23 protein-coding genes are annotated in these 23,214 nt (G+C 44.8%); 14 read left to right on the forward strand and 9 right to left on the reverse strand.

Features of this window, described 5'->3' with window-relative positions:
• Positions 1 to 71 precede the first annotated feature (71 nt).
• The 3 genes from ACUM5Y_RS05600 to ACUM5Y_RS05610 all read left to right on the forward strand — a co-directional run bounded on the left by ACUM5Y_RS05600 (position 72) and on the right by ACUM5Y_RS05610 (position 2,842).
• Entirely contained in the window at positions 72 to 1,721 is a 1,650-nt protein-coding gene (locus ACUM5Y_RS05600) for an ankyrin repeat domain-containing protein (protein WP_445975884.1), read from the forward strand.
• 123 nt (positions 1,722 to 1,844) lie between these two features.
• On the forward strand, positions 1,845 to 2,240 hold the full coding sequence (locus tag ACUM5Y_RS05605) for a hypothetical protein (RefSeq protein ID WP_445975885.1): 396 nt from the start codon (positions 1,845 to 1,847) through the stop codon (positions 2,238 to 2,240).
• Positions 2,241 to 2,350: 110 nt separating this feature from the next.
• Positions 2,351 to 2,842 carry an ion channel gene (locus ACUM5Y_RS05610; protein WP_445975886.1) on the forward strand — a complete coding sequence of 164 codons (492 nt, stop codon included), beginning with the start codon at positions 2,351 to 2,353 and terminating at the stop codon, positions 2,840 to 2,842.
• Positions 2,843 to 3,219: 377 nt separating this feature from the next.
• Here ACUM5Y_RS05610 and ACUM5Y_RS05615 read toward each other — a convergent pair whose 3' ends face one another.
• Positions 3,220 to 3,537 carry a type II toxin-antitoxin system RelE/ParE family toxin gene (locus tag ACUM5Y_RS05615; protein ID WP_445975887.1) on the reverse strand — a complete coding sequence of 106 codons (318 nt, stop codon included), beginning with the start codon at positions 3,535 to 3,537 and terminating at the stop codon, positions 3,220 to 3,222.
• A gap of 7 nt (positions 3,538 to 3,544) precedes the next feature.
• Positions 3,545 to 3,787, reverse strand: a complete 243-nt coding sequence (locus ACUM5Y_RS05620; protein ID WP_445975888.1) for a type II toxin-antitoxin system Phd/YefM family antitoxin — start codon at positions 3,785 to 3,787, stop codon at positions 3,545 to 3,547.
• Between the two features lie 111 nt (positions 3,788 to 3,898).
• On the opposite strand from ACUM5Y_RS05620, the gene ACUM5Y_RS05625 reads away from it, so the two are divergent.
• Complete coding sequence (locus ACUM5Y_RS05625) at positions 3,899 to 4,252, forward strand: hypothetical protein (RefSeq protein ID WP_445975889.1); 354 nt, start codon at positions 3,899 to 3,901, stop codon at positions 4,250 to 4,252.
• A gap of 340 nt (positions 4,253 to 4,592) precedes the next feature.
• Here the strand turns inward: ACUM5Y_RS05625 and hydA are convergent, their stop codons facing one another.
• The 3 genes from hydA to ACUM5Y_RS05640 form a co-directional block, all read right to left on the reverse strand.
• A complete protein-coding gene (hydA, locus tag ACUM5Y_RS05630) occupies positions 4,593 to 6,032 on the reverse strand; it encodes a dihydropyrimidinase (protein WP_445975890.1) in 1,440 nt (479 codons plus the stop codon).
• Between the two features lie 129 nt (positions 6,033 to 6,161).
• Complete coding sequence (locus ACUM5Y_RS05635; protein WP_445975891.1) at positions 6,162 to 7,646, reverse strand: NCS1 family nucleobase:cation symporter-1; 1,485 nt, start codon at positions 7,644 to 7,646, stop codon at positions 6,162 to 6,164.
• Between the two features lie 65 nt (positions 7,647 to 7,711).
• Positions 7,712 to 8,959, reverse strand: a complete 1,248-nt coding sequence (locus ACUM5Y_RS05640) for a Zn-dependent hydrolase (RefSeq protein ID WP_445975892.1) — start codon at positions 8,957 to 8,959, stop codon at positions 7,712 to 7,714.
• A 324-nt stretch (positions 8,960 to 9,283) separates the two neighbouring features.
• On the opposite strand from ACUM5Y_RS05640, the gene ACUM5Y_RS05645 reads away from it, so the two are divergent.
• The 9 genes from ACUM5Y_RS05645 (at position 9,284) to ACUM5Y_RS05685 (ending at position 17,283) form a co-directional block, all read left to right on the forward strand.
• Positions 9,284 to 9,931 carry a TetR/AcrR family transcriptional regulator gene (locus tag ACUM5Y_RS05645; protein ID WP_445975893.1) on the forward strand — a complete coding sequence of 216 codons (648 nt, stop codon included), beginning with the start codon at positions 9,284 to 9,286 and terminating at the stop codon, positions 9,929 to 9,931.
• A 259-nt stretch (positions 9,932 to 10,190) separates the two neighbouring features.
• The gene (gene cofG / locus ACUM5Y_RS05650; RefSeq protein ID WP_445975894.1) at positions 10,191 to 11,333 is read left to right on the forward strand and encodes a 7,8-didemethyl-8-hydroxy-5-deazariboflavin synthase CofG; all 1,143 of its coding nucleotides are present in this window, start codon (positions 10,191 to 10,193) and stop codon (positions 11,331 to 11,333) included.
• A complete protein-coding gene (gene cofH, locus ACUM5Y_RS05655; RefSeq protein WP_445975895.1) occupies positions 11,330 to 12,541 on the forward strand; it encodes a 5-amino-6-(D-ribitylamino)uracil--L-tyrosine 4-hydroxyphenyl transferase CofH in 1,212 nt (403 codons plus the stop codon). The genes cofG and cofH overlap by 4 nt, the downstream gene beginning before the upstream one ends.
• Entirely contained in the window at positions 12,541 to 13,500 is a 960-nt protein-coding gene (cofD, locus tag ACUM5Y_RS05660) for a 2-phospho-L-lactate transferase (protein ID WP_445975896.1), read from the forward strand. The genes cofH and cofD overlap by 1 nt, the downstream gene beginning before the upstream one ends.
• Positions 13,500 to 14,168 carry a 2-phospho-L-lactate guanylyltransferase gene (gene cofC, locus ACUM5Y_RS05665; RefSeq protein WP_445975897.1) on the forward strand — a complete coding sequence of 223 codons (669 nt, stop codon included), beginning with the start codon at positions 13,500 to 13,502 and terminating at the stop codon, positions 14,166 to 14,168. Before cofD ends, cofC begins: the two co-directional genes overlap by 1 nt.
• Positions 14,161 to 14,952 carry a coenzyme F420-0:L-glutamate ligase gene (gene cofE / locus ACUM5Y_RS05670; RefSeq protein WP_445975898.1) on the forward strand — a complete coding sequence of 264 codons (792 nt, stop codon included), beginning with the start codon at positions 14,161 to 14,163 and terminating at the stop codon, positions 14,950 to 14,952. Before cofC ends, cofE begins: the two co-directional genes overlap by 8 nt.
• Positions 14,949 to 15,653: an NADPH-dependent F420 reductase gene (gene npdG / locus ACUM5Y_RS05675; RefSeq protein ID WP_445975899.1), complete on the forward strand. Its 705-nt coding sequence runs from the start codon at positions 14,949 to 14,951 to the stop codon at positions 15,651 to 15,653. The genes cofE and npdG overlap by 4 nt, the downstream gene beginning before the upstream one ends.
• Before the next feature lie 59 nt (positions 15,654 to 15,712).
• Entirely contained in the window at positions 15,713 to 16,720 is a 1,008-nt protein-coding gene (locus ACUM5Y_RS05680; RefSeq protein ID WP_445975900.1) for a TIGR03842 family LLM class F420-dependent oxidoreductase, read from the forward strand.
• Between the two features lie 146 nt (positions 16,721 to 16,866).
• Positions 16,867 to 17,283 carry a CBS domain-containing protein gene (locus ACUM5Y_RS05685; protein WP_445975901.1) on the forward strand — a complete coding sequence of 139 codons (417 nt, stop codon included), beginning with the start codon at positions 16,867 to 16,869 and terminating at the stop codon, positions 17,281 to 17,283.
• 63 nt (positions 17,284 to 17,346) lie between these two features.
• Here the strand turns inward: ACUM5Y_RS05685 and ACUM5Y_RS05690 are convergent, their stop codons facing one another.
• Positions 17,347 to 18,633: a cation:proton antiporter gene (locus ACUM5Y_RS05690; protein ID WP_445975902.1), complete on the reverse strand. Its 1,287-nt coding sequence runs from the start codon at positions 18,631 to 18,633 to the stop codon at positions 17,347 to 17,349.
• Between the two features lie 441 nt (positions 18,634 to 19,074).
• Between ACUM5Y_RS05690 and ACUM5Y_RS05695 the strand changes: the two genes are divergently transcribed.
• A complete protein-coding gene (locus ACUM5Y_RS05695; RefSeq protein ID WP_445975903.1) occupies positions 19,075 to 19,938 on the forward strand; it encodes an oxaloacetate decarboxylase in 864 nt (287 codons plus the stop codon).
• 54 nt (positions 19,939 to 19,992) lie between these two features.
• Here ACUM5Y_RS05695 and ACUM5Y_RS05700 read toward each other — a convergent pair whose 3' ends face one another.
• The 3 genes from ACUM5Y_RS05700 to ACUM5Y_RS05710 all read right to left on the reverse strand — a co-directional run bounded on the left by ACUM5Y_RS05700 (position 19,993) and on the right by ACUM5Y_RS05710 (position 23,159).
• Positions 19,993 to 20,679 carry a P-loop NTPase family protein gene (locus ACUM5Y_RS05700; RefSeq protein WP_445975904.1) on the reverse strand — a complete coding sequence of 229 codons (687 nt, stop codon included), beginning with the start codon at positions 20,677 to 20,679 and terminating at the stop codon, positions 19,993 to 19,995.
• 224 nt (positions 20,680 to 20,903) lie between these two features.
• Complete coding sequence (dapA, locus tag ACUM5Y_RS05705) at positions 20,904 to 21,776, reverse strand: 4-hydroxy-tetrahydrodipicolinate synthase (protein ID WP_445975905.1); 873 nt, start codon at positions 21,774 to 21,776, stop codon at positions 20,904 to 20,906.
• A 333-nt stretch (positions 21,777 to 22,109) separates the two neighbouring features.
• Entirely contained in the window at positions 22,110 to 23,159 is a 1,050-nt protein-coding gene (locus ACUM5Y_RS05710) for a polysaccharide lyase family 7 protein (RefSeq protein WP_445975906.1), read from the reverse strand.
• Positions 23,160 to 23,214 lie beyond the last annotated feature (55 nt).

Here is a 23,214-nt window from a genome sequence, read left to right on the forward strand (position 1 = left end):
GTAATAATAATTTGACTGCATAATATCTGTACTGCATGATGAATTAAATCATTTAATTTAGGTTCAGTACGATGAAAAAATATTTACTTTTTTTTCTATTTAATACGCCTCTTGTTTTTGCGTCTTCTTATGAAGACTGTATCGATCTAACCGCGCATGAGAAGTTTTCATTACCTAATGGTTATGTGGAATTTGAAGCGATTAATTGGAAGGAAGCACTGCCTGTCTGTGAGCAAGCAGTTATTGATTATCCTGAAGATTTTAAAGTTTTATATGGCCTTAGTCGAGTATACGCTCGTCAATTCGATGAAACAGGTGATAAAGAGCTAGCTGAGAAAGAAGTCTACTACATGGTAAAAAGTTATTGGGCCGGTTTTAGTCACTCAGGCTGGGTGTTGGCTCTTCACTACCTTGAAAATAAAGAGTGGGATCAAGGAATATACTGGCTTGATCAGAGTATTAAAGATGGAAATGAATTGGCAATTAACAAGAAAGCCCTGTTGCTATTTGATGACAGCGAAGAGTACCCATACAAAAATTATCAAGAAGCAATAGCTCTGTTAAAAACCGCCTCCGAGGGTGACAATAAAAATATCCACTACAACTTAGCGGTTTTACATTTTCTTGATAAATATGAAAATGTGGATTATGAACTTGTCTTAAAACACTCCATCAAAGCCGCAGATTTAGGCTCTGTGTCCAGCTTATATATATTAGGTCAGATTTATTATGATGGTTATGGTACTGAAAAGGATTATAAAAAGGCTGTAGAGTACTTTCTTGCTGCAAAAAAATCTGGCTTAAAAAGTAATGAACTTAATTTTTATTTGAGCCAAAGTGCGTTGAAAGCTTGGGAGCAAAGTGAAGACTTTGAATATTTTGATGTGTTCATAAATACCTTAAGGTCGATGGCTTTAAATGATCACCAAGAAGCCAAAAGAGTTTTAAGACAGCATCAAATTGTGATTTCTCCTGAAAATACATCATTGGATTACGTCACGGTCATATCTCAAGGTGCCGTCCATTTGAGGAAAGTCAATGTTTATTCGAAAGCTTATTCAGAAAATAAGAATGATGAGAACAAAGAAAAGGTCATTTCGGAATTAGATAAATTTGCTCAGATCATGATAAAAAATGGGTATTACGATAAGGCTATTTCGGTTTTTGAAGACATTGTAAGTCAAGGTTATAGTCCTTTTGTTACGACTAGCAAACGCCATCTTGCAAAGATGTATGTATTATTATTTGCAGACTACGAACAGCGGTCTGATGCTGTCCAGGCTTTAGCCTCAGCGTTGATTACTGGGAGTGACGGTCTGTTTGAAGAAGTTTCTTCTGTTGTGCATGAAAGGGTCGATGAAGAAACCTATGATTCTTATCTCGCTTCCGCTGAACAGATTTTTAAAGACTATAAGATTAATTATGTGATTAATCTATTTGAAGACGCTCTCAAACTCCAAGTAGAGATACCCAGTCTAGCATTAGAAATATATTTGCAATACAGCGATCTAAATATAGATGCTCAGCGGAGTCAAGATGGCCTTAGTATGCTGCATTTAGCCATTCTTCATAATAATACTGAATTGGCAAGGCGACTGATTCGTGACGGTGCTGATATTAACCTAGAGGATCATTATGGAGATAAACCGCTAGGTTATGCTGAGCATATGAAAAATAAGGAATTGATAACTTACCTGAGAAGACTGGGTGCACAACTTTAGCTGAAACAATTGGGGGCAGAGTTAAATTAAACCCTTTCTTAGCAATTTTTCGTAGGATTGGTAATCTTTATTTTTATTTTACTCTGACCCCATTAATTTCCGGTGTTAGCTGGCAGGAAGCTTATGAGACAAACTCCAACAATTGCTGAAAACTACCCTTACGGAATGACTAACTCTGAAATTGAAAAGGACATTCAGGCTTTTTCCCGAGAAATCAATGTCAAAGCAGGGAAGCCAACTGTGTCAGCCTGTTATGCTCCACTAATTCAGTTGGGGCAGTCAGAGTTGCAATTTAGACTAGCTAAAAAGACGTTTTGGATAAGTCTTTTAATTGGTTTACTTTCACTCACAATATCCTGTGTTGCTTTGGGGTTAGCATACAACGCCAATCACTCCAGTGACGAATGGGAGAAAAGCCAAATCGACTTGCTTAAAATTATTAGTAATCAACTGGAGAAACCAGTAATTAAGAGTGAAAAAGACATTACGGCGGAAAAGCCAGCTAACAATCTGCTGTAGTCGCTCGCAGGCTCGCTGAGGCACAAACGCGTGGGTTGTGTCACTTCGCTCCGATTTTAGCCCACGTGTTTGTGCTCCTAAGCGGGGCGTTATACTTTTCAGGAAAGAATATGTTCTCAACGGTTGGGTGGAGACTATTATGGGTCTTCGGGTTTGCTATTAATTTTATATTTTTCCCTTTGTTTGCAACAGCGCAGTTATTCGCATCTCAGGAAAGTTCTAATGTTCATTTAATGCTTATTGGCTCTTTAATCGTATTTATAACCTCATTTATAAACGTTTTCAGGCGCCATCATGAATTTCAATTATGGTCGCAGTTACTAAAAATGTTAGTAGCTATTTATACGGGAATTGTTACTTTCGCAGTTATATATAGGTTTGGAGGTGTGGTTACGCCAGAGGGGAATGTAAGTCATGATGTTTACGATAGTATCTATTTTTCTGTCGTAACGTGGACAACGTTAGGCTATGGTGATTTTCAACCTTCAGAAAGTATCAGGATTTGGGCTGGAGCGCAGGCTATGCTAGGTACATTATTCATGCCTTTGTTTTTGGCTGCGATACTTTTTTCAGTTGAGTTAAGTAAGCCCCAAAAAATATAACAAGAACAATTGGGGGCAGAGTTAAATTAAGTCTCTTTCTTGTGGGTAGCACCATTTCCGCTTCACGCTAAAGCGTGACCTACAAAGGGTGAAACAATTGGGGGCAGAGTTAAATTAAGTCTCTTTCTTGGGGGTAGCACCATTTCCGCTTCACGCTAAAGCGTGACCTACAAGGGGTGAAACAATTGGGGGTCAGAGTTAAATTAAGCCTCTTTATTGGGGGGAGCATCATTTCCGCGTCACGCTAAAGTGTGACCTACGCATATAAAAGAGCGTCTAAGTCAGTTTGATTTAGACGCTCTTTTTAGTCGTGTTACTTTAAAGGTTATCGAACCACGGCTTTGGGTTGATTCAATTCTTGGCGCTTACGCAAGGATTCAAGGGGTCAGAGTCGTTGATTTCAGGTGATTCTGGGGTAGCTGTGATTGACCTAAGACAGCAACGACTAAGATAAAGCGATCTTCTTTGCTGAAATAAGCTGTGTGTTTTCCAATCGGGAAATAAAAGCCATTTGGGTATATCTCGTCACAACTTCTTCCTAAACTTGGATTATCAGCTAGCATCTGAAACCCTGATAGCAAAGTGTCTATATAGTTGCGCCACTGTAATTCAGAAAAGTTTTCAACAGTGTTGTTTTTGACCTTGCACAAGTGAGATTGTGCGAAATTACTTAGCTTGTCGTTGTTCTTTTGCATAAGTGAGTTACAGCGAATTTAGAAAGCTTTCGCCATCAACAGTGTTTCCATTGTCCAAGTCTTCTTTAGCTGATTGAAAGCAGTGTTTGAGGCACTCAACTTTCATCGCTTCTAGTTCTTCAAAGTCACGAATGGACATGACAACGACAGCATCTTTACTGTTTTTGCTGATTTTTACTGGTTCGCGTTGTGCCCTTAGACGTAGTTCGCCGAAATTTCGTTTGGCATCATTGGCTGTTAGTGTATGCATGGTCAGTTCCCAATTGAGTGTATAGTTAGATTATCAAACAATTGGGTTCAGAGTTAAATTAAGCCCTTTCTTAGCAATCATCATCAATCATCAGCAAACAAGGCCTATATTATGTCTATTACAAGCAAATCAGATGCAGAGATTCTAGCAATTGCTTTACCTATGATTAATGCTGTTGTTAATGCCTCAAATCAACAAGATTGGACTTCTTTTTGTGCCTATCAAACTAAACAGGAGGCTTTTGACCCAGATAACAAAGCCTCTGTTCTAAAGGCATGGAAAGAACGACCACTGTTTACATCTTTAAGCATCGATAGGGAATTATTGGGTGTACTGCGCAATGGTGAGGTTGCACAAATAATCTGGAAGCAAACCAGCACAAAAGTTGAGGGTGAGTATCTAGCTCGCTATTTCATCCAAGAAATAGACCAAGAAATAAAAGAAGTCGGCTTTTTAATCAATTAACTCGCATATAACAAGGCCATCAAACATCGCCCCCTACGGGGGGTGGGCTCGCAAAATGCGTTCGCCGTTTAAAACAATTGGGGGTAGAGTTAAATTAAGCCTCTTTCTTGAGGGAGCATCATTTCCGCTTCCCGCTAAAGCGGGACCTACAGTGGGTCATCAGTAATAATTCGGGTCAGTGTAAAATTAGCCCTTTTCATGCGTGAGTCGTCGAACAATTGGGGGCAGAGTTAAATTAAGCCTCTTTCTTGGGGGAACATCATTTCCGCGTCACCGCTTATAAAAGAGCGCCTAAGTCAGTTTGATTTAGACGCTCTTTTTAGATGTGTTGCAGTGAAGGTTATCGAACCACGGCTTTAGGTTGATTCAATTCTTGGCGCTTACGCAGTGACTCATAAAATGGTGCGTAGGTGGGGCGGTCAATGTATTGGCCATCGCCCGATTTCGCCATTAGCTTGCCATCATGCCACGCCAACTTACCATTACATATGGTGGTTTTTGGAATGCCATTTATGGTCATACCCTCAAAAATACTGTGTTCAATATTGGATTGATGGGTTTTCGCAGACAAGGTTTTGCTGTCGTTCGGGTCCCACAGCACTAAGTCTGCATCGGCACCGACACGGATACAGCCTTTATTCGGGTAAATGTTAAAGATCTTCGCCGTATTGGTGCTGGTTAACGCCACAAATTCGTTGGCAGAGATCTTGCCTTGGTTGACGCCTTTCTCCCATAACACCATCATGCGCTCTTCGACGCCTGCAGTACCATTAGGGATCATTGCGAAATTATCTTTACCCATGGCTTTTTGCTCAGCACAGAAAGCACAGTGGTCGGTTGCTGTGGTTTGAATTGTTCCGGCTTGAACACCTTTCCAGAGGGCATCTTGGTGCTGTTTAGGGCGGAATGGAGGGCTCATTACGTGGGCAGCAGCCGTTGCCCAGTCTGGGTTCTGGTAGACACTATCATCCACTGTTAGGTGACCGGCAAGCACTTCTCCAAACACGGTTTGCCCATGGTCTTTTGCATAACGAATGGCATCCACGGCTTCTTCTGTGGACACATGTACTAGGTAAATTGGCGCTCCTAGCGTATTGGCAATACTAATGGCTCGGTTAGCGGCTTCGCCTTCTACTGCTGGAGGGCGTGAAAGAGGGTGCGCCTCTGGGCCTGTCATGCCTTGCTCAAGTAATTTGTTTTGTAGGTGATAAACAAGTTCGCCATTTTCCGCATGCACGGTAGGAATGGCGCCCAGCTCAAGACACTTGGTAAAGCTGGACACTAGAATGTCATCCGTGGCCATAATGGCGTTTTTATAGGCCATGAAATGCTTGAAACTGTTCACCCCTTTGTTCTCCACAAGATATTCCATTTCTTGTGCAACACTGTCATCCCACCAAGTAATGGCCACGTGGAAAGAGTAGTTAGAGTGAGCTTTTTGTGCCCATTCTCGCCATTGGTGGTATGCCTCTACTAAGGATTGTTGAGGATTGGGAATGACAAAATCAATGATGCTGGTGGTACCACCTGCCAAGGCGGCAGCGGTGCCAGAGGCAAAGTCATCTTTTGCGACCGTGCCCATAAATGGCAATTGCATATGAGTGTGTGGGTCTATACCGCCGGGCATAACCAACTTGCCTGTGGCATCAAGCACTTCGGCGTCTGCAGGGGCGCTTAACTCTTTGCCGATGGCGGTAATTTTACTGCCTTCACATAAAATGTCGGCTTGGTAAGTTTCTTCATGTGTGACAATCGTGCCACCTTTTATTAGTAGACTCATAACAAGTGTCCTTTTTTACAACAACGCAAAGGCGTTACAGCTTTGTGTAAGCACTCAAAGCAGGTGTGATATCGAGATAAAATTTAGCGGTGTTACGAAAGGGCGGCTGACGCCGCCCACAAGTGGTAATTAAGACTGCACAGCGCTGGCTTGATTCGCTGCAGACTGTTTCATATTGGCTAGGATGAAATAGACCACAGCACCAGTGAAGGCTCCTGTAAACCAACCATAGCTGTAGAACCAACTGATCGCGGGAACGTTCAAAGCAATGATGGTTAGCAGAACCGAGAAACCAAAGGCGGATAATCCGGGTACATTGAAGGCAGGGTATAAGCTACCTGGAGTGTAAAGAGCCACTAGATCTAAATGCTGACGCTTGATCAAGAAGTAATCCACAATCATGATGCCAGCAATAGGGCCAAGCAGGCTGGAGTAACCAAGTAACCAGTTGGAATACATGCTTTCAACACTGACATCGGATTCCAACCAACCCATTTTTTTCAGCAGCTCCCAACCCATTAATAGAATGCCCACCAAACCTGTTAGCAGTGCACCACGGGTATGGTTAATAAGTTTTGGCGCAATGTTTTGAAAGTCATTGGTTGGAGACACCACATTGGCTGCAGTATTTGTCGATAGTGTTGCAATAATGATCAACACCATGGCAATGGCTACCCAAAATGGGCTATCGATTTTACCGATCAATGAGACAGGGTCAGAAATGGTTTCGCCAACAAGCGTGCTGGATGCAGCCGTTAGCACTACACCTAATGCCGCGAAGAAAAACATGGTCACAGGTAGGCCGATAATTTGACCAATAATCTGGTCTTTTTGAGATTTGGCATAACGGCTAAAGTCTGGAATGTTCAAGGATAGTGTTGCCCAAAAGCCCACCATAGCCGCTAGACCACCAAAGAAGTAACCCCAGAAACCTGCCTCTTCAGGGCGATTCGCAGGCGTTGCCAATATCTCAGTGAAGGAAACTTTTTCCCCTGCCCACATCATTAGGCCGATACTCACGACCAGTAGCAATGGTGCAGATAGGGTTTCCAACCATTTAATGGATTCGGCACCACGAATAACCACATACATGTTTAATGCCCAGAAGACGAAGAAACCAATTACTTCACCGACACCACCAAGGCTTGCCCAGCCATCGGATACGGCTGAGAGGAAAAGGTGAATCGCCAAGCCGCCAAACATGGTTTGAATACCAAACCAGCCACAGGCCACTAAGGCTCGTATGAGACAGGGAATATTTGAGCCCACCATGCCAAACGAGGAGCGTAGTAAAACTGGGAAAGGGATACCAAATTTGGTGCCAGGGTAAGCGTTTAACGTTAAAGGAAACAGCAGAATGGCGTTGGCGACCAAGATGGTAATTAGGGCTTCCATGACAGACAAACCAAAGTAAGCCGTTAACACACCGCCTAGAGTATAGGTTGGAACACAAATCGACATACCGACCCAAAGGGCGGTAATGTTCCATTTATTCCAAGTACGGTCTTTAATCTTAGTTGGCGCTAAATCGTCGTTATAGGCGGTACTGTCTTGGAGGTCTTTGTCCACCTCCAGTTCATAAAACTCACCTTGCTGTACGGATTTGCTGCTCATAGTACTGCACCTCATTTATGTTAATTTTTTGGATAATTTCAGTTATTGGTTGCTTAAAACGTGACTCAATTGCTGTTGTGTTCCTTGGCGATACGCTCGCTAGCTTCTAGCATGGTATGCAATAAAACGTTGGCGCCCGCGGCACATTCTTCTGGCGAGCTGTATTCTGCTTCGTTGTGGCTAATGCCTTTTAAACAGGGGGTGAAGATCATGCCTGTAGGAACGAGGTCTGCCATGTAGCAAGCGTCATGGCCGGCTCCTGCATAAATGTCCATGTGGCTGTAACCGAGTTTTTCTGCGGCACGTTTCACATCATCCGAGGCATTAAATTCCACCGGAGCAAAATACCAGAAGGGGTCAAGCTTCACTTCTAGGCCATGGTCAGCGGCGATCTTCTCGCAGAAGGTTTCAAGTTCTTCGTGCATTTCTTGGAGCACTTCAGGAACCGGGTTGCGTAAGTCGGCGCTAAATTTCACATTGCCGGGGATGGTGTTTCGAGAGTTCGGCCACACTTGCATGAAGCCTACTGTGCCTAAGCCGTTTTCGTAGCGATTGGCAATCTGTTGCATTTCGGCAACGATAAGCGAAGCGGCTAGCATGGCATCTTTACGCAGGTGCATAGGGGTTGTGCCTGAGTGAGAAGGGCGTCCTATCACTTCAACATTGTACCAACGTATGCCTTGGCCTAAGCGGACAACGCCAATAGCCTTTTTCTCATCTTCTAGGATTGGACCTTGTTCAATGTGGGCTTCAAAGAAAGCCCCCATGTTACGGCTACCCAGCTCCATATCACCCAAATAGCCAATGCGCTCAAGCTCATCTCCCAAGCGAATGCCGTTTACATCGGTTTTGTTTAGTTCGGTTTCTAGGTCAAAGCGACCAACATAGGTGCCAGAGCCTTGCATGGCGGGTTGAAAGCGTGAGCCTTCTTCGTTGGTCCAAACGGAGAACTCCATGGGGGTCGGGGTTTCTATGTTGTTTTCGTGCAGTACTCTTAGAACTTCTACCCCTGAAAGTACCCCAAAAACACCATCAAACTTGCCGCCGGTAGGTTGGGTATCAAGGTGGCTCCCTGTCCCCACAGCGGGTAGGTCATTGTTTTTACCTGGACGGCGCGCAAAGATGTTACCGATTTTATCCACCGAGATGCTGCACCCTGCCGCTTCACACCAGCTAACAAACAGGTCTCTGGATTGTTTGTCTAAATCTGTTCCCGCAAGACGATTACAACCGCCTTTTTCTGTCCCACCTATTTCTCCCATTTCCATCAAGGTGTCCCAAAGGCGTTGCTGATTAATACGTAGGTCTTGCATGCTTTCTCCTTTTTCGCGCAAATATAAAAGTACTTATATTTTGTTTTTTTAATTATTCTTTACCAAAAGGTAAAAATAAAAGTTAAGGGAATAGATTTCTTATTTAAGACATAAAACGATATGTTTGAGTAATGGATGATTTTAAATAGGAAATCGAACTGTCTTTTTGGTCAGCAATAACTAGGCCAACTTGATTTGGTTGTCACGAAAATAACTCGTTTGAAAAGGTTAAATATGTTATTTTAATGTCGTTTTTGAATGATAAAATCAAGTAAAAACATAGAGTTAACCGTTTGGTTGGAAAGATGAAAGTAGGACAGGAAATTGACAGATAAAAAGCTAAGGAAAACTAAACAGTCGGTAAATCGAGCGTTACTGGAGTCTCGAATTTTACGCTCGGCAGAGATCGTTTTTGCTTCCAAAGGTTTTAGTGGGGCTTCGATGGAGCGCATTGCTGAGCTGGCAAAAATATCCAAGCAAAACCTAATTTATTACTTTCCAAACAAAGACTTACTGTACAAAAGGGTGCTTAAAGAAATACTCGATATCTGGATTGAAAAGCTGTCTTTTCTGGAACATCAAGAGGATAGCCCTGAAGTGGTTATCGCTAACTATGTGCGGGAAAAAATGCAAATTTCTCGTCTTTACCCCAATGGTTCTAAAGTTTTCGCTCATGAAATCATCAGCGGTGCACCGGTGCTAAAAGAATACCTTATTAGCCATCTAAAACCCCAGTTCGACCGTGATGTAGAGTTAGTTAAGTCTTGGATTAATAAGGGTTTAATTGAGGAAATCGACCCTCAGCATTTATTTTTCACTATCTGGGCTGCGACCCAAACCTACGCGGATTTTTCGGTGCAAATGGAAGTTCTATTAGGCAAGGGGCCGTTGTCCGACGAAGATTTTAAAAGAGCGGAATTAGCGGTGACAGACCTCGTAGTGCGCGCTATTGGTGCCAAAAAAATAATTTGATAATTTTTAAAAAGCGATTCTTCGTTATTGCCATTTCATGTATCCCTGCTCGTTGAGCAGGGAATCCTCGTAAAAACCCTTATATTTCATAATCCTAACCATTTAGTTAAGTATTTATTAAACTAAACTTTAATGTGCTGGTGCTCTAATGGTGCGTCTTCTGCACCGAAAAAAACTATTTACTCTCCTATGAATGATTGATATTAATTTTTATACCAAATGGTAAAAAACTTAATTTAATAGTGTGTTGGGGGAGAATATGATCTCTGTTTCTGAAGCCATATCTTATGAATTTGCGACTGGGCCTGATGTGTATGCATTATGCCAACAGGCAGCAAATATCCGAGATGAGTACTGGGGTAAGCAACTGACTTACTCTAAGAAAGTCTTTATACCCCTCACCAATATGTGTCGTGATACCTGTGGTTATTGCACGTTTGTACAGGGGCCAGATTCCCCGCACGCTAACTACATGACACCAGAGCAAGTGTTGACCACGGCTCGAGAAGGGGCCGCGCTAGACTGTAAAGAAGCCTTGTTCAGTTTAGGAGAGCGCCCTGAAGAAAGACATCAAAAAGCTCGTGACCTGCTGGCCAGCGTCGGCCACACCAACACACTAGACTACTTATATGAGCAGTGTGAAAGTGTACTGACTCACACCACCTTGTTACCCCATGTGAACGCTGGAGCGTTAACCTATCAAGAACTGAAACAACTTAAGCCTGTTGCCGCCAGCATGGGCATGATGTTGGAAAACATTTCTACCGAGCTGTTCCGAAAAGGCCAAGCTCACCATGCCTGCCCAGACAAAACCCCAAAACGTCGACTCGATACCATTGAACAAGCCGGGCGCTTAGACATTGCCTTTACCACTGGGATTTTGATCGGCATTGGTGAGTCATGGGAAGAACGTATTCTGAGCCTAATAGCCATCCGTGATCGTCATCAAGCCTATGGCCACATTCAAGAAGTCATTATCCAAAACTTCCGTGCTAAGCCAGGGACCGCTATGGCGGGTTGTAGCGAGCCAGATTTAGAAGACATGAAGCGCACCATTGCCGTGGCCCGTTTGATCTTGCCTGCTGAAATCAGCATCCAAGCACCACCCAATTTGGAAATGGAATACGGCAGTTACATCAGTGCTGGCATTAATGATTGGGGAGGCATTTCGCCACTCACCAAAGATTTTATTAACCCCGAGCGTGCTTGGCCACAAATTAGCAGTGTTGCACAAGCCTGCCAGGGGCTGGGCTATTCCCTAGCTGAAAGATTGACCATTTATGATCGTTTCGGCCAACAAAATGACAAGTATTTGACGGCCAATATGACCCCGAAAGTCTCCTCACTTGCGAGGGATTTACTGGCCCAAAACCATGCTCTTCAAGGAGGTATTCGCCCATGAGTTTACGCATTCAGGATCTTGAGACCAATACACCATCGGCGATTTTTGACCCAGCCATTAGCCCCGCCATCAATGCCATTTTGCAGCGGGCTTTATCGGGGGAAGAGCTTGACAGCGAGGATGCTTGTGCCTTGTTTGCGACCCAAGGGGCGGAAGCTCAGGCGGTTTTAGACTGTGCCGATGCAGTACGAAAAAAACGTGTTGGTGATGTGGGAACCTTCGTGGTCACGCGCAATATCAACTTCACTAATGTGTGCTATATGGGTTGTCGATTCTGCAACTTCGCCAAGGAAAAAGGCGATAAAGAAGCTGAATTCTTAACGGTAGAACAGGTGGCAGATCGAGCTGAAGAAGCTTGGCAGCGTGGCGCAACAGAGGTTTGTATTCAAGGGGGCTTGCACCCAGATATTGATGCGGACTATTACCGAGAATTAATTGTCGCGGTTAAAAAGCGTGTGCCAGATATTCATATTCATGCCTTTTCTCCTTTCGAAATATGGTACGGCTGTAAGAAAGCGCGCTTAGAACCTGAAGTGTTTTTAGCCGAATTGAAACAGCTAGGGTTGGGCTCCATGCCGGGTACCGCCGCCGAAATCCTTGATACGGAAATCCGCAAAAAGCTTACCAAGAACAAACTCACCACAGAAGAATGGGTGCGCATTATTAAAGCCGCTCACTCAGTCGGTGTGCCGACCACTTCTACCATTATGTATGGTCATGTTGACCAGCCGATTCACTGGGCCAATCACTTAAAGCTATTGCGTGATATTCAGCGTGAAACCGGTGGCTTTACGGAATTTGTTCCCCTTGGCTTCATTCATTATGAGACCCCTTTGTACCTTGATAATCCAGATCAAGTTCGTCCCGGTCCAACCCAAGACGAGCACTTTAAAATGCACGCCATTGCCCGTCTGATGCTGCAAGGCTATATCGATAATATCCAAGCTTCTTGGGTGAAAATGGGCCCAGAAGTGGCCGCCAAGATGCTGCGTTCTGGCGCCAACGATTTGGGTGGTACCTTAATGAACGAGAGTATTTCTCGTGCCGCTGGGGCGACCCATGGTCAGGAGGTATTCCCTGAAGACATGGTGGCCAATATACAGGCGGCTGGCCTTAATGCGGTACAACGTAATACCCGTTATGAAGTTGTAGAGTCTTTTAGCCAACCACAAGCGCCACGCTTTATTGCCATTCAAGGAGTCGCCTAATGGCTGAGCTAAATATTACCTTGCTCGCAGGCGGTGTAGGCGGCGCGAAAGCGGCCGAAGGCCTAGCGGCCAGCCAGTATGCGAGTGGAACAAGGGTGGTCGGTAATATCGCCGATGATGAAGAGTTTCACGGTCTTTGGGTTTCCCCAGATATTGATACGCTGATTTATTCCTTGGCCGATAAAATTGACCGCCAGCAAGGCTGGGGGCGAAAAGGCGAGACCCATCAGGTTTTGCAAGAGCTTGCCTTACTAGGGCAAGAAACCTGGATGACTTTAGGAGATTTGGATCTCGCTACGCATATTTATCGTACTGCCCTGAAAAAACAAGGCATGAGTGCCAGTGAGATAACCCGCCGACTGGCGCAATACCATGGTGCCAGCCTGCCAATCTTATTACCGACTGATGATGTGGTGCAGACCAAACTTCACACCGATAAAGGCTATCTCTCTTTCCAAGAGTATTTTGTTCGTGAGCACTGTGATGCTCAAGTAAAACGGGTGGAATATGTGGGTGCCGAGACGGCGACCCCTTGTGAGGCCACCCTAGAGCAGATTCAAAACTGTGATTTAGTGGTGTTAGCGCCGAGCAACCCTATTGTCAGCATTGGCGCCATTTTAAGTGTGCCAGGCATAGCTGAAGCCTTGGAAAACACTTCGGCCTATGTGATTGCTATTTCACCGTTAATCGCTGGTAAAACCGTCAAAGGGCCGGCGGATCAAATGCTCGCGGCCATGGGAAAACCAGCGAACTCTATGGGTATTTATCAATGTTATCAGCGTTTCATCGATGCTTTGGTGATTGATGAAAGTGACCGCCAAGAAGCCAGTGCTTTGCATGATCTAGGTGTGGATGTCTTGGTGACCCCAAGCTTTATGAGCAACACAGATGAGAAGCGCGATTTACTCAGTAAGGTCGTGGACTTTGCCCTGCAACGACAAACCATTCGGGTGGCCTAATGAAGAATCTATGTATTGTGATCCCTATGAAGTCTCCGATCCGAGCCAAACAGAGGTTACGGGAATGTTTGACTAATGAGACACGAGAGCAGCTTGCTGTGCACCTTTATGAGAAGACGCTAGGTTTTTTTCAGCAACATTTTGATTGCCCTTGTTTGGTGGTCAGTGACTCGCAACAAGTGCTGGAAATGGCGCAAAGCTACGGCACTCATACCCTATATGATAATGGCAAAAAGGGCTTAAACGGTGCTTTGCAACAGGCTTGCCAGTGGGTCAAGGCGCAAGGTTTTCACCAGCAGCTCATTGTGCCCGGTGATATAGCTTCGTTGGAAGAAGATGAGATCAACCAATTGTTGCAGGCTTCCGAGCAGGCGCAAGTGGTGATTGGCGTGGCCAAAGATGGCGGCACTAATGCTTTGCTGACCAGCCCGCCTGATGTGATTGAGTTTGCTTACGGTCGACAGTCGGCGTTAGCACACCAAGCGCAGACCATTGCTTTAGGGGTGACCTGTGAATGTTTACACCTTACCAATTTGGCACTGGATATTGATCAAGGGATGGATTTGCAACAAGCCTTACAGACACCTTTATTTGACCCTTTTCTAGCCCATGCTAATCGTGTGGCGAACAGCACCACTCAGCAAGAATCTCAGGTGGCCTATGTCTAATTCCATTTTTAGCAGCAGTGAGCTGTCCATGTTTCGCTTAGCGGGCTTGCCAGATTTTCAAGCTGGGGACGATCTTGCTCAGAGCATCATTGCCACCCTTGAGGCCAACAAGCAAAGCCTGCAACAAGGAGACATCTTAGTCATTGCCCATAAAGTGGTGTCTAAAACCGAGGGTGCTTGTGTGGAGTTGGCGGACATTACCCCTAGTGAAGAGGCTATAGAACTTGCGAAACAGGTCAATAAAGACCCGCGTAAAGTGCAAGTTATTTTGTCCCAGTCAAAGCGTGTTGTGCGTGCCATGAAACGCCCTGACCAAGAGGAAGGGGTGCTCATTGCCGAACATAAAAAAGGCTATATCTGTGCCAATGCCGCCGTTGATGAATCCAATGCTGATCATCCGGGGCAATTAATTCTACTGCCTGAAGACCCAGACAGCAGTGCTCAAACACTCTGCGCTCGTTTAGAAGCACACTTTGGTTGTGATTTGGGCGTGGTGATCAGCGATACCTTTGGCCGCCCTTGGCGTTTAGGCCAAACCAATGTGGCCATTGGCTTGGCCAATGTGCCAGGCGTGATGCACATGGCAGGAGAAGTTGACGCCTTTGGTCGCCCGCTAAGCGTGACCGCGCCGGCTTTTGGTGATGAGTTAGCTGCCGCATCGGGATTGTTAATGGAAAAAAGTGCCAAAGCCCCAGTTATTGTTTTTCGCGGTTTGAGTTGGCCAAAAACTGACAGCTCAAGTCGTGATCTTATTCGAGCCCATAATGAGGACCTTTTTAGATGAATGAAGTAAGTCGCCCAAACAATGTTGCCATTATTGGTGGTACAGGCCCCCAAGGTAAAGGTCTCGCTCTGCGTTTAGCCAAAGCAGGCGTCAGTGTCATTCTTGGCTCACGTAGTGCCGAAAAGGCCCAGCAGTGTGCTGAAAGCCTGATGACACAACTGCAAAGTGAATATGGGGTTAAGGCCGATATTGCAGGCATGACCATGGTGGATGCCACCCAAGCCGCGGATGATCTGGTGATTTTATCTGTGCCATACAGTGGCCATGATGAAACCTTATCGGCTTTAGCACCTCAGTTAGTGGGTAAAACCTTAGTGGATATTGTGGTGCCCTTAACTCCGGGTAACCCTAAGTCTGTGACCATGCCTCCAGAAGGTTCTGTTACAGAAGCTGCTCAAGCTCTGCTGGGTGATGAGATCCCTGTGGTGGGGGCGTTACACAATGTTTCCGCCATTACCTTGAATGACCTAGGTCGTGAGATTAACTGTGACATCTTAGTGTGTGGCAATGACTTGACGGCCAAGAAACGCACCATGGCGATGATCGAAATAATGGGCACCAAAGCTTATAACGCAGGTTTAGCCGATAGTGCCCGATGTATAGAGGCCATTACGCCTATTTTAATTCGTTTGAATATCTCCAAAGATGTGCCGTTTTCCCATGCGGGGATACGCATTTGCCCACCCACTGGAGAGCACTAAGCATTTTTTAACTGACACCATCACAAACATTTAAAAATTAATATTTAGAGGAAAAAAACATGGAATTTGGTATTACGTTTAAAGGCTTTGTAAGCCCAGATAGAGCCCGTAATTTAGTGCGCCAAGCGGAAGCGGCAGGTTTTGATTACTGCTGGTTTTATGACTCTCATATTCTATGGCGTGAGTCATTTGTCGCCATGGCCATGTGTATGGAACATACCAAAACCATGCGTTTTGGCCCTTGTGTGACCAACCCTAATATCCGAGATTGGTCATTGTCTGCCAGCTTATACGCAAGTCTTGCTCATCAAAGTAATGGTCGTTTTGATATTGGCCTAGGTCGCGGTGACTCTTCCATGCGTGTGATGGGTAAAAAGCCCGCTACCTTGGCGCGCTTGGCAGAATTTACCACTAAGGTAAAAGCCATGGTGCGCGGTGAAGAAGTAGAGTACGGCGAGTGCCCAGAACCTGTGAAACTGCCTTGGGCGACAGGTTATGATCTTCCAGTATGGATTGGAGCTTATGGTCCGAAGGCCTTGGCGACAGCGGGTCAGGTAGGGGATGGTTTGATTCTACAAATCGGTGATCCTGATCTGGTGAAATGGTTTAAAGACCAAGCGATTAGTGCTGGTGAAGAAGCGGGTCGTGATATGTCCAACTTTAAAGTGCAAGCGGCGGCTCCAGCTTACTTCGGGGATATGGATTACTGTATTGAACACACTAAATGGTTCCCAGCTATGGTGGGTAACCATGTGGCGGACATTGTTGAAAAATACGGCAGCGATTCTGGTCTAGTGCCTAAGAGTTTGACGGACTACATTGAAAACCGTAAAGGCTATGACTACTCAAAACATGGTCAAAGCGATAACCCATTCCTAGACTTTATTACCGAAGACATCATTAAAAGTTTTTGTGTATTGGGTACGGTGGAAGATCACATTACTAAGATTAAAGCTTTGGAAGAGGCGGGCACTACCCAGTTTAATATCTATCTGGACAATGGTGACGAGGAAGAAATTATTGCCAAATATGGCCGTGAAATCATCCCGCAATTCAACAAAGCTTAACCCTGAGTTAGTGGATCATCAAGGCCTGCGCAAGCAGGCCTTTTTTATTGCCAAAAGCATTTTTAGCACAAGGTTTTACCGCTATACTGAAGACATAAAAGCTTGTTTCTTAAGCACAAATCCCTTTGCTTAAGCTAGGAGGTAGTATGAATATTTCATCCATTATGTCTTCCCCTGTGGTCACCGTTGAAATGGATGACGATTTATCTGTGGTCAATGAAATTTTCTCCAATACTAAGTTTCATCACCTATTAGTGGTGGAGGAAGATCGTTTAATCGGAGTGGTATCGGACAGGGATTTATTGAAAGCCATTAGCCCTCGAATCGGCACCGCAGCGGAAGAACCCAGTGACACGGCTACTTTAAATAAGAAGGTGCATCAAGTGATGACCCGTAAGCCTGTTTGTATCCGACAAGAAGACAACCTGTATCGAGCAGTGGATTTATTCATCGAGCATAATATTTCGTGTTTGCCGGTATTGGATAAAGACCAGTTACCCGTCGGGATTATAAGCTGGCGGGACTTATTAAAAGCCATTAAAAAGCCCCGTCCTGTAGAGTGATATTCACCAACAAAAAAGGGCAAGCTCCACTAGGAACTTGCCCTTCTTGTGAGAATGTAAGCCTTATTCTGGCTTGTCTTGAGCCGCTTGAATGCTTTTTTGGATCAAGGGAGAAATGGTTAACCCCTGTACTATGATAGAGAAAATCACCACCACATAAGTGATCACCACCATTAAGTCATGTAAGTCGTAATCGGCAACAAAGAACTCATTGCTCGGAATCGCTGCTGCCATGGCGAGGGCTAATCCACCGCGTAAGCCACCCCAAGTCAAAATCTTCACCGAATGCTTATCGTATTTTCGGTAGCGTTTGAACACCAAGAAAGGGCTGCCAACACTGATAAAGCGTGCCAGTAAAACCACAGGAATCATTAATACTCCTAGGCCGATAATTTCCCAAGACAGTGGAATGGTGACAATCAGCATACCGATAATTAGGAATAATAAAGCGTTAAGGAAGCTGTCTGTGGCGTGCCAGAAATCTTTAACATAGCGGGTGCCATCAGGACCACGACGTTTAGAGGCTTTGGCGCGGGTAATATTGCCCAACAAAATACCGCAAGTCACCATGGCTAGGGCACCGGAAATGCCCCAAATGTTCGCTAACGCGAAGCCTGCGGAAGGAATGGTCAATGTGACCAGCAAGCGGATGTTCATGTCACGACAATTAATGATCACGAAGTGACCCACTACGGCGATGGCCAAGCCAAATAAGATACCGCCAATGGCATCCACTAAGAAGAGCTCAGCTACGCCTTCAAAATTGGCTTCTGTACCATAAAATGCCACCGCAAAAATGGTGGTGAAAATCACCAAGCCCACACCATCATTGAACAGGGATTCTCCTTCGACTTGAACCGAGATACCTTGTGGGGCCTGCATTTGCTTAATAATGGCTAAGACTGCGATAGGGTCGGTAGGGCTGATCAGCGCGCCAAACAATAAACAATAAATGAAGGGCACGGAAAAACCGCATAGGGCAAAAATATAATAGCTTAGATAACCCACGATAAAGGTGGAAACCAGCGTGGAGAAAAGCACTAATATGGTGATTTCCCAGCGTTGTTTTCGCAGCGCGGTCAGGTCGATTTCTAATGCCCCCGCAAAGAGTAGGAAACCAAGCATGCCTTTTAACAACAGCTGGTTAAAATCGATGTCGGCAACCACTTGGGTAATAAAGAGTGCGGTTTGGTCACCCAGCATTTTTACGGCCACGATGAGCAGTAAAGATAAGGCCACAGAGCCTGTGGTGATGGCTATTGTGGTCTGCATTTTCAGTATGTATTGGTTAGTAAAAGCAATAAATACGGCCAAAGCAGAAAGAAAACAAATTAAATACCAAGCGTTCATCAACGAGCCTTCGAGTATCTGTCAATCAAGGATAATAGGGAGGGTAGAATGGGCTGGCATTTTATAGCCAGTTGTTGGCGCTGTCACCGTCCTGAGGGGCTGGTGAGGAGCTTGCTGGTGACTCTTTGGGGCCATCTTTCCCCGAGAGCTTTAGGCTAGATGAGTTTTTCTATCCGATGAGACAGGAATCTTGTTAATTACGACTTTTAAGCGCAAAAATCCGTTATCAAATGCGCATAAAAAGTTAACTTCAAACGCTCGGTTGGGCTTTGTAAAGATATTGAAAAGTTAGCTTTTGGAGGGAAGGCTTTTAACACTTTGGCGGTTTTATAACGAAAATAACAGACACTTTTAGTAAAGCGGGTGAAGCCCTTAGTTAAGCCTTGTATAATGGCTTAACTAAAAAATTCACGAATTTAAATATTTCTTTGAGGCACATTTATGGCAACTCCTTCTCAGCATGATTTACGCAATGATTTTCGCAATTTGCTGGCTTCCAATCAGTGTTATTACACCGCCTCGACTTTCGACCCTATGTCTGCGCGAATTGCTGCGGATTTAGGTTTTGAAGTGGGCATCCTAGGGGGTTCTGTTGCATCGCTACAAGTATTAGCTGCGCCAGACTTTGCTTTAATCACCCTAAGTGAGTTTACAGAGCAGGCTACCCGTATTGGTCGCGTGGCCCGTTTGCCTATCATTGCCGACGCTGACCATGGTTACGGTAATGCCTTGAATGTGATGCGCACCATCAGTGAGTTGGAGCGTGCAGGTGTTGCTGCCCTAACCATTGAAGATACCTTGCTACCTGCTAAGTATGGTCGTAAATCTACTGACCTTATCCCTGTGGAAGAAGCCGTTGGTAAATTGAAAGCGGCATTGGATGCACGTATTGACCCAAGTATGAGTATCATTGCTCGTACCAATGCAGGGCAATTAAGCACAGAACAAACAATCTTGCGTGTGAAGGCTTACCAAGATGTGGGTGTAGATGGCATTTGTATGGTGGGCATTAAAGACTTCGCTCATCTAGAAGAGATTAGCCAACATATTCGTATTCCAATTATGCTGGTGGCTTACGACAACCCAGAGTTACGTGACCCAGAGCGTTTGGCTGAAAACGGTGTGCGTATCGTGGTAAATGGTCATGGTGCTTACTTTGCTGCCATTAAAGCCACTTATGACTGCTTGCGTGAGCAGCGCGGTATTGCTGAAGGTAAGCTGAATGCTTCGGAACTTTCTACTCGTTACTCAACTCTAGAAGAGAACCGTGAGTGGGCGAATAAATACATGGACGTTCAAGAGTAATCTGAGCGTTAGAATGAAAAATGCCCACCTATGAGTGGGCATTTTTTATGGATGTTATTCACCAAGTTGCGCAAGTTGTTGGTAGGCATTACGTAACCATACCTTCATGCGTTGACGCTCGGCAATGTTCATAATGCTGCGATTATTAGCCACCGCCCAAAAACTACTGTTGTTAAAGTCGATTTTCTGGGTGAGTTTGGTTTGTAATTTTGGCAGTTCAATGATCAAGGCATCTCTTGCTTGAGCTTTGCTGTAGGTGTCGGACTTTTCAAAACGTGCGAAGTCGTTACCACGGCCAAGGTTTTTTACCACAATGAAGTCTAGGCTTGGCTCGCTGTAGCGATCTAATAGCTTATCAAGCAAAGCAACTGAGTCGGCACCATCGTCCATGACATGCCATAAACATACTTGGTAACCAAGTTCTTCTAGTAGGCCGAAAACATCGGTTTCTTCAATCCATTTGCCCAACGGCTGTGCGGCTTGAGCGGCTAGATCAATAATCAGATCATGATCTGGTTTTTCTTCTAACGCGGCTAACATGCCATCTAGGCTGTCGTCTTCACCAACAATAATAGGTGAGGCAAACTCACTATAAAAGCGTGAGAAAGTGCCATGGGACGAGTCGCAGTCAAAGCCTAAAAAAGGCTTGTCATGATCGATATAAAACTGTGCGAGCAAACGTGCCGTCATGGATTTTCCGACACCGCCTTTCTCACCACCAATGAAATGTACCTTAGCCATTTATCTCTCCCTGTAACAAAAGTTATGAATCGTCTAAAAGCGTGATTTTTACAGCGTTTTTGTCGAATATGGTATGGCTACTTTACCAAGAATTGCTCAGTAAAGTAGCCTTATTACACAAGATTTTGTGACTTTTTTTGTCTTCCTATGATCGTGTTTCTTTTAGCCCAATTAGACTCACCGAATAATGGCGTGGTGAGCCTATGAGGCGGCGACAAATAGGCTTAGATCAATTCAAGATCTTGCATCACTTGGCGTATGGTTGCTTTTGTTGACGCTTGTAGCGGTACAATCGGCAGGCGGCACTCTTCACTGCACAGACCTAACAGTGATAAAGCGTACTTTGGTCCTGCAGGGTTGGGCTCTATGAAGAGGGCGTTGTGCAAGGCAAACAATTTATCTTGCAAGGCAGCCGCTTCTACAAAGCGACCGGCTCGGCACAAGTCGTGTAATTCGACCACTTGTTTTGGTGCTACGTTCGAAGAAACGGAAATACAGCCTTGACCGCCCCCCACATTGTAAGCGACGCAGCTTATGTCATCGCCACTTAGGTAATCAAAATCTTTTTGGATACTGGCGCGCTCGCGAATAGGACGGGTAAGATCTCCGGTGGCATCTTTTACCCCAATGATACGAGGTAATTCAGCCAGTCGAGCTAGGGTAGAAACTTCTACTCCAACGACAGCACGGGGTGGGATATTGTAAACAACGATAGGCAGTTTGCTGTGGTCATGGACGTATTTGAAATGTTGGTACAAGCCTTCTTGGTTAGGGCGATTATAATAACCCGCTACATGCAAGGTGGCATCGGCTCCAGCTTGGTAAGCAAATTCCGAATAGTTGACGGCTTCGATAGGGTTGTTTGAGCCCGCCCCCGCTAAAATTGGCACTGCTTTATTGGCTTCTTCAACGGTGATTTCAATGACACGTTTATGTTCGTCTTCACTTAAGGTTGGGGATTCACCTGTAGTACCAACTGGTACTAATCCATTGATGCCTTGATCAATCTGCCAGCGCACAATTTTACGCAAGGCTTGCTCGTCAAGTTGACCATTTTGGAAGGGAGTAATTAACGCTGTGATTGCACCGTAAAACATAGTTTCGCCTTAATTTAGGCCGGTGGCATTCTGCTGAAAAGAAAGTGCTAACCCGTCAGCGAGAATGCTGCCGGGAAGTTAGGTATCTTAAATTCGCACGTCAGCATCGCAAAGCTTGTAAGCCTTACGTTTATCGCCGTTGCGTTTATTCAAGATTACTGAGGTCATAACAAATACATTTGTTGGTTAAAGTAAGTTTATCCTGCCTTGTTTTCCACTAAAGGTCAACGACGCAAAAAAAAGAATTTTAACCCAGTGTTGAGTTGAGCTTTATAGCAATAAAAAGAGACCAAAATTGGCCTCTTTTAGAGAAAAGCGAGTGAATAATTACGCTTATTTTTTGAGGGTCAGTTTAGAGAAAGTCGCGCTGTTGTAATCACCATTGGCTTTATCTTGGTGGAAGTCACCCGTGCCAGCACAACCTGTAGACCAGAAGCCCTCATCGTCTTTGACACTACATTGGCCATAAGCACCGGCTTTAAAGTAGAAAGAGTCCTTGGCGTAACCCATTGGGTTATCTAGAGGGTCGACCTTGCCATAGGCGTCTACATTATCGGCCAGATTGATTTGGTAGCTGACTTCCCCATGTCGGCGATTATTAAAGGTCAGCTTCATCACGTCACCATCTACATGAATCTTATAGCTAAATTCTTCCCCAAGTAGGACACCTTCATCTTTTGGATCTTGATGGTTTTCCCAAGTATTACCCCACACTGGGTAGGCAATATCGGTACGATCAGGGTCTTTTTTCGCTAGGTTGCGTTCATAGGTCCAAAACACTGAGCCTGCATCATGACCAGGCCATTTTTTGTAGAAAATCTTGATCGGCTCATTACCGTAGCCAAAGCCTGTGTTCGCTGCGATTTGTTTAGAGTCTTTGCTGGCATGCACTTGGCCCACAACCACTGAGTAAGCTGGGTATTTGTTTGGGTGCTTGGAGTGTGTAGAAACATGATTCACTTTTAAGCTGGCAGCCAGTTCGCCACCAATAGAACCAAACTCTTGGGCACTTGGGTGGGAAGCAAGAGCAAAATTATTGCCAGGATCTTTCGTACCAATTTTATCGTTATTACCACGATTCATTTGACGTAATTCTGAACGGGCATTTGAAGAACCGGAAGTGGTAATAGCCTTGTTATGGACTTGGAAAACCAGATGCTGGTTTTCGTCTAAATAGAAATAATCTGGGTGTGAATAGCTGAGGATACCGACCCCCACGATCTCATCTACCTTGCCATTTTGATCCTTGTCCATGGGTAAGGTTATTTTCCAATGGCTCATATCAAATTTATCGGCAGGAATTGGGTGTGGGGCATTATTGTGGGCCAAAGTCGTGCCAGCTAGGCAGGTGAAAACTGAAGCTACGAAGGCTTTTTTTAGCATTGTATTATCCTTTTTTGTTGTTATTGCATGGATATTTATAGATTTTGTCGTTGTT

Source organism: Marinomonas dokdonensis (genome assembly GCF_052747885.1).